This window comes from Hydrocoleum sp. CS-953, assembly GCF_002260545.1.
In the GTDB taxonomy this organism is placed as follows: domain Bacteria; phylum Cyanobacteriota; class Cyanobacteriia; order Cyanobacteriales; family Microcoleaceae; genus Trichodesmium.
In genome coordinates this window covers 1-5910 of record NZ_LGSU01000999.1, presented here as the reverse complement: position 1 = coordinate 5910, position 5910 = coordinate 1, and the positions used below count along the sequence as shown (strand labels likewise).

5 protein-coding genes are annotated in these 5910 nt (G+C 35.8%); 3 read left to right on the top strand and 2 right to left on the bottom strand.

Annotated elements, in window-relative coordinates; all coding sequences use genetic code 11:
• Positions 1-140 precede the first annotated feature (140 nt).
• The gene (locus AFK68_RS14280; RefSeq protein ID WP_168186471.1) at positions 141-473 is read right to left on the bottom strand and encodes a hypothetical protein; all 333 of its coding nucleotides are present in this window, start codon (positions 471-473) and stop codon (positions 141-143) included.
• A gap of 574 nt (positions 474-1047) precedes the next feature.
• Positions 1048-2007 (bottom strand): orange carotenoid protein N-terminal domain-containing protein, encoded by a 960-nt coding sequence (locus AFK68_RS14275; RefSeq protein WP_094673379.1) that lies wholly within the window; start codon positions 2005-2007, stop codon positions 1048-1050.
• 254 nt (positions 2008-2261) lie between these two features.
• Here AFK68_RS14275 and phnG point away from each other — a divergent pair, with 254 nt between their 5' ends.
• The 3 genes from phnG (at position 2262) to AFK68_RS14260 (ending at position 5819) form a co-directional block, all read left to right on the top strand.
• Entirely contained in the window at positions 2262-2708 is a 447-nt protein-coding gene (gene phnG, locus AFK68_RS14270) for a phosphonate C-P lyase system protein PhnG (protein ID WP_094673378.1), read from the top strand.
• Between the two features lie 59 nt (positions 2709-2767).
• The gene (gene phnH / locus AFK68_RS14265) at positions 2768-3355 is read left to right on the top strand and encodes a phosphonate C-P lyase system protein PhnH (protein WP_094673377.1); all 588 of its coding nucleotides are present in this window, start codon (positions 2768-2770) and stop codon (positions 3353-3355) included.
• A 1315-nt stretch (positions 3356-4670) separates the two neighbouring features.
• Positions 4671-5819 (top strand): carbon-phosphorus lyase complex subunit PhnI, encoded by a 1149-nt coding sequence (locus tag AFK68_RS14260; protein ID WP_094673376.1) that lies wholly within the window; start codon positions 4671-4673, stop codon positions 5817-5819.
• Positions 5820-5910 lie beyond the last annotated feature (91 nt).

Genomic DNA, 5910 nt, shown 5'->3' with positions numbered 1-5910 from the left:
CCCCTACTCCCCCACTCAAGACACAAGTTGAAAAGTTTTTGAGAAATGGTATAAATCTAAGGACAGGTTTAGACTAAAGGAGCAAAACTCATTTCAAAACCCGCCCTTCATTTACATATATCTTTAAGATAGAATATTAGTTAGATCATCCTAGTCATAGCAGATACTTTTGTAATCTTTTCTTGATCCAAACCTTCTAGCTCAGTAATGTTCAACCATCCCTCTTTGACTAAACCAGCAAGAGAAAAAATTACAGTTGCATTTCTGGAGTCATACTTTCCATCTAAATCATATCTTCTCGCGCTGAGAAAATCATGCAGACGCCATAAGTCATTAAACTCTTGAATTCCACTTGCTTGTTGGCGTACCGTTGCCATTAAAGCATTTATTTCTCGTTCCTTAGCTTTTTCCAAAGCTGATTGAGCAATCTTTTCTTCTGTTGTAGACCACTCAATATTAGTAATCTGCATCATCTTTATTAAAAAATGTATTTTGATTATGATTTTTTATGTGATTCTTAATCATAACATATAGACCTTTATATTTTCAAACAAAAAAGCGCTCCGTTTGAGAAGCGCTCTTTAAAATTTATTGATTTTTAGTTTTCGTAGGTTAAATAACTTTGCTAAAATTAGCTTCAAATGTTGAAGTAGCAGTCAGCACTCAGCTATCAGCAGTCAGCTTATTCTTGGTATATAATGGAGGATTCAAACCCCCATTAACACGCACCACTAATTTTTTCAAACTCTTGTGGAGGACTTAAACCCTCGAATTTTTAGCTGACAGCTAAATGCTGTTTGCGCAGCATTCCGTAAGGAAAAGCTGATAGCTAGTTAAAAAACCTATTTCTACCGAGCCAAATTTAACAACTCTTTAGGAGAAGCTAATAAGTCGATCGCCACAAAAAAGANCCCCCATTAACACGCACCACTAATTTTTTCAAACTCTTGTGGAGGACTTAAACCCTCGAATTTTTAGCTGACAGCTAAATGCTGTTTGCGCAGCATTCCGTAAGGAAAAGCTGATAGCTAGTTAAAAAACCTATTTCTACCGAGCCAAATTTAACAACTCTTTAGGAGAAGCTAATAAGTCGATCGCCACAAAAAAGATTTTACCTTCTGGATTAAGCAAAAATCTCCAAGCAATATTCATACCCACACCAGCACCAAACCAGGGAGTCTGACATTTACCAGTAACTTTAATCTGAGTATAACCATCATCAGCCGGTTCAGAAATTCCTTGCTCTGGAATTAACTTGAGGTTTTGACATTCTTCTTGGAAAAAACGTAAAACAGCATCTTTACCCACAATTGGTCTGCGGAAAGGAGGCTGAAGTCCACCATCAGGAGTGAATAACTCAATCAGTGCATTAAAGTCATTGGCATTCAAGTTATTCATATAATTCAAGACAGTAGGATTATCAATACCTTGAATAGTTACTTCAGTTCGCTGTGCCATATCTTTTGGTGCAACAACAGGCTCAGACACCCTAGTATAGTTACCTAAGTTTTTCACATCAAATCCCATATTAATCACAGAATTTCGTAAAACTGTGATTTGCTGACCAGAGTCCAATCCTTGAATAGTTCCTAATACAGCAGAAGCATTGGCAGAAAGTTTATATCCCTCTGGAATAGGAGCAACAAGTCCTTGATTCATCCATTCTCCAAGCTGATACCAAAAGCCCAACTTAATGTTTGGAGACCAAGTAGCATAAGTACGACAAATTGGAGTATCAGCATGGTTAGTCAAGTCGCACATTACTTGAGTTTGCTCTTGGAAACTCATTTTCTTAATCTCATTCATGGTTATTTCTGCAAGCTGCATATTAGCAGCTCCTGGAGCAGCAATTGTAATTGTCTTACCCATTTCCAGGTAGGCGAACCAAATGAGAGCTAATTGGTCTTCAGCACTTAACTGATTAAATCTGGCAATGGTAGCTGGCACTGCATCAGCAGATAAAGTGTTAGGGAAAATATTGCGGGCTGTATCGATTGAAAATGGCATAAATTCACCTTGGTCAATAAATCAAAAACTCAAAATCGAAAATACCCACATTCCTAATTGAAAATACAGTTAGGTAGGGATTACAATAACAATTTTCAATACCTACAGTTTTCATTAAGAAATACTGTAGATAGGGATTATAAGGAAAAGGTTTCCGGTATAATCACCATTTTATTATATCGTAACATTAAATACTTTTTAGATTTATATCTAGAGAATGAGTAAATTATCCAACGTTGGTCTAAAGGTATGATATGGAAATTCAAACTGAAACGCGACAAAGGTGGATGGCAACCCTGGCCAAGAGTAATTTAAACCAGTTGGAGGCAAAAATAGCAGAAATAGGGACTTTACCTGAATACAGTTTTATCAGGCCACCAGAAATAGGTCTAACAATGGTACGAGGCCGCGCTGGAGGTACGGGACAAATTTTTAATCTAGGAGAGATGACTATTACTCGCTGTACTGTAAAGATAGAGGAGGTTATAGGTTTTGGTTATGTGGGAGGGCGATCGTATCGTCATGCGGAACTTGCTGCATTGTGTGATGGTTTGATGCAAATTCCAGAATGGCATGATATTGTGCAGTCTATAGTTATTGAATTTCTTCAAGCAGAGGCAAAACGCAAAAAAGAAGTTCAAGAATCTCAAACAGAGGCGACAAAAGTTAATTTCTTTACCCTTAGAAGAGGAGATGAATGAAGTCAATTGATAATTGATAATGGATAATTGATAATGAAAACTATTCTAAATATTTTTCTATGGTTACAAAACTACCAGGTTTTTCAGATATTGTAGATGATTCTCAAACAACTTTTCGGGCACTACTCAATGCTTTATCTTATCCAGGAAAACAGCAAGAAATTAATATCAATTTAACTCCACCATCAGACTTAAATATAGGTTCTGCTGCTGCCTGTTTAACAATGTTAGATTTAGAAACAAAAGTTTGGTTAAGTTCAGATTTTGATGGAGATGTAAAAGCTTGGTTATTGTTTCATACAGGGTGTAGTTTTACTGATAATTCTCAACTTGCAGATTTTGCGATAATTAAGAATATTAATTCTATTCCTAACTTTGAAAATTTTAATTCTGGAACAGCAGAAGAACCAGAAAAATCAACTACTTTATTTGTGCAAGGATTAGATTTAGAATCAGGGGAAAAAGTAATATTAACCGGACCGGGAATTTTAGCAGAAACAACAATTTCTATCCCTGGTTTACCGGAGTTTTTCTGGTCAGAATGGGAAACTAATGTTAAAAATTATCCTTTGGGAATAGATATATTTTTCTTTGTTAAGAATACAGTAATTGGTTTACCGAGAACAACAAAAATTTCAAAATATTGAAAGTGATAAGTAGTCAGAAAATTTCACTACTCACCTCCATCTAGCAGATGCTTCAGAAAATGAAATTACTATTGCTCTATAGGTAATAGTGGGAAAATTCCACTACTCATCTCCATCTCTCAGGTGCTTCAGAAAATGAATTAACTATTGCTCTATACGCATGGGGAAGAGAAATTCTCACTACTCATCTCCATCTTCCAGGAGCTTCACGAAATGAATTAACTATTGCTCTATACGCATGGGGAAGAGAAATTTCACTACTCATCTCCATCTCCTAGGTGCTTGAGAAAATGAAATTATTCTGACTCTATAGGTAATAGTCGGAAAATTCTCACTATTCACCTCCATCTTCCAGGAGCTTCAGAAAATGAATTAACTATTGCTCTATAGGCAATAGTTGGAAAATTCTCACTATTCACCTCCATCTTGCAGGAGCTTCAGAAAATGAAATTATTCTGACTCTATAGGTAATAGTCGGAAAATTCTCACTATTCACCTCCATCTTGCAGGAGCTTCAGAGAATGAAACTATTGTTGCTCTATACGCAATAGTTGGAAAATTCTCACTACTCACCTCCATCTCGCAGGAGCTTCAGAAAATGAAATTACTATTGCTCTATACGCAATAGTTGGAAAATTCTCACTATTCACCTCCATCTTGCAGGAGCTTCAGAGAATGAAACTATTGTTGCTCTATACGCAATAGAAGAGAAATTTCCACTACTCACCTACATCTTCCAGGAGCTTCAGAAAATGAAATTACTATTGCTCTATACGCAATAGAAGAGAAATTCCACTACTCACCTCCATCTCGCAGGAGCTTCAGAAAATGAAATTACTATTGCTTTATACGCATGGGGAAGAGAAATTTCCCTATTCACCTCCATCTCCTAGGTGCTTGAGAAAATGAAATTACTATTGCTCTATACGCAATAGTGGGAATTTTCCGCTACTCACCTCCATCTCCTAGGTGCTTGAGAAAATGAAATTACTATTGCTCTATACGCATGGGGAAGAGAAATTCCACTATTACAATTTAAGCTATAATTACCATTTGAAAATCTCTCGTAACGCACAATTTTAGTTAAAACTATCTCACTATTAACGATAGTTAATTGAGCTAATTGACAAATTCAGGACTTACACGGGTGAACCCAGAAACTAGGTTTTTTCATAATGTATATAGAAACTGGGTTTCTTTGCGTAAGTCCTATAAATTGTTAATATTATAGCTAATCAATTTCTATCATAGCTGAGAGCTGACTAGCTAATAGCTAAATGCTTACAGTAAAAGCAAAATCTGAGGTAAAAAAAATATGGCTTATGTAGCAGTAAAAGGCGGAGAAAAAGCAATTAAAAATGCCGAAACACTACTGCAAGAATTAAGGCGGGGCGACCCTAATATTCCCGAATTAAACCTAGAGCAAATCAAACAACAACTTACCCTCGCAGTTAACCGAGTTATGTGTGAAGGAAGTTTGTACGACCCAGACTTAGCTGCCTTAGCAATTAAACAATCTTGGGGTGATTTAGTAGAGGCAATATTTTTATTAAGAGCATATCGAACTACTTTACCAAGACTTTATTATAGTCAACCATTAGATACAACTAAAATGAAAATTCAACGGAGAATTTCTGCTATCTTTAAAGACATTCCCGGAGGTCAATATTTAGGACCAACTTTTGATTATATTCATCGCCTTTTAGACTTTAAATTAGCTGCGGAAGGCAACACACCTACATCATGTAAAAACAAAAATTTAAACATAGAAGAAAACTTCCCGAAAGTAATGACTACTTTAGAAAAAGAAGGGTTAGTTGGTGAAGAAAAGTCAGAGGATGATAAGCAACCATTTGACTTAACTCGACAACCACTCAAATTACCCGCAGAAAGAGATGCAAGATTACAAAATTTAGCTCGTGCAGATGAAGGTTTTTTGCTGAGTTTAGGATATTCAACTCAGAGAGGTTATGGTAGAAATCATCCTTTTGCTGGAGAGATAAAAATGGGAGAAGTTGAAGTAGTTATTTTTCCAGAAGAATTAGGTTTTGAAATAGCGATCGCCGATATTACTATTACTGAAGCAGAGAATGTAAATATGTTTAAAGGTAGTAAGGAAAAACCTCCACAATTTACCCGTGGTTATGGTTTAACCTTTGGTTATAACGAACGAAAAGCAATGTCGATGGCGTTAGTAGATCGGGCGATGCAAGCTAAAGAATTAGGAGAAGAAATTGAAGGACCTGCTCAAGACCCAGAGTTTGTTTTGTATCATTCAGATAACGTTGAAGCTCAAGGTTTTGTACAACATTTAAAGTTACCCCACTATATTGATTTTCAGGCAGAAATAAATTTAGTTAGAAAGCTACAAAGTGAACAAAAAAATCATCAAAATCTTGAGGTTAATGGAAAGTCTAAACTAGAGGAAGTTACATCAGAGAAATCTGAGGAAAATTCTTTATGAGATTCTATACTTAAGGAAGTTACTCTGGAAAAATCTAGTTAAAATTCAATATGGTTCAGATAATACCAAAACTCATAATATGGAACAAATC